This window comes from Streptomyces sp. ADMS (assembly GCF_033441795.1).
In the GTDB taxonomy this organism is placed as follows: Bacteria; Actinomycetota; Actinomycetes; order Streptomycetales; family Streptomycetaceae; genus Streptomyces.
On sequence record NZ_JAVFVX010000339.1, the window covers coordinates 1 to 994 of the forward strand.

A 994-nucleotide genomic window follows, 5' to 3' on the forward strand; every position below is an offset into this window, starting at 1 on the left:
GGACAAGGCGGGGCGGGGCGCGCGGCGCTCTTCTGCTGGTCATCGGGGCAGCTCCGGTTCGGGGGAGGGGGCGGTGATCGAGGTCATCGGATGCGCGGCGACCGGGGCGGCGGCGCGGTGGCCGGTGGTTCGGACATCGCGTCGGCGGAGGGCGTGGCCCGCCGGGTGGCGGCGTGCGGGGAGAAGGCGCGGGCGGCTCGCTGCCGGTCCGCTTCCGGGTTCTGGGCGTCGGCCGGTTTGGTGTCCACGACCGCGTCGTCGCCGAGGGCGTCGCTGAGCAGTTCCCGGGTCCGCAGGACAGGCACTTCGTCGCGGTACTTGGGGTCGCTGAGTTCCGCAGGACACGCGGCGACCATGTCCTCGGCGACCTTCAGCTCCTCCTGGACGTCCCGCAACAGGCGGGTGGCGGCGGCCAGCCGTGTCCACGTATCGAAGGTCGGGTTGTGGTGCGGGTTCTCGAAGGTCAGGCGTGCCCGGGTCCAGTCGGCTGCCGCAGCTACGAGTTCGGTCAGTTGCGGGAGGGCCCCGACCAGGGCGTTGTTGACCTCCTCGATGAATCCGGCAACCTCGCTGGGCGTTGCCGTCTCCGTGAGACGGGCGATCATCCCAGGGATGGAGTGCGGGTCGGCAGACGGGTGCGGCAGAGCGCGGACCCGTAGTGGGGTGTCAGATACGGGCAGTGGGTCGTCGTAGGCCAGCCGGATGTTGTGCTGCATCGCGGCGGCGACGGCCTCGCCGATGCTCGGGTAGGACTCGGGCACTGTTCCTCCTCGGTCGTGGTGCTGGATCGGTGCCGGGTAAGTGGGGAGCACGCGCAGTGCGTGCTCCCCACTTGGATGGATAGGCCCCTCGGCCCTTGGCCGGTCTGATGGCGGACACGCTGGCCAGAGTGCCGGTGGCCCGCATGAGGTAAGTGCGTGCCAGCCCGATGCAGGGAGTACGGGAGGAGAGCATCGGGATCACCGGGTCCGAGGACTGGGGACCTGCGGCGGAC

General features: G+C 70.8%; 1 protein-coding gene. It reads right to left on the minus strand.

Annotation, left to right across the window (positions count from 1 at the left end; all coding sequences use genetic code 11):
• Positions 1-83: 83 nt before the first annotated feature.
• Positions 84-761: a hypothetical protein gene (locus RB628_RS40875; protein ID WP_318325704.1), complete on the minus strand. Its 678-nt coding sequence runs from the start codon at positions 759-761 to the stop codon at positions 84-86.
• Between the last annotated feature and the right edge of the window lie 233 nt (positions 762-994).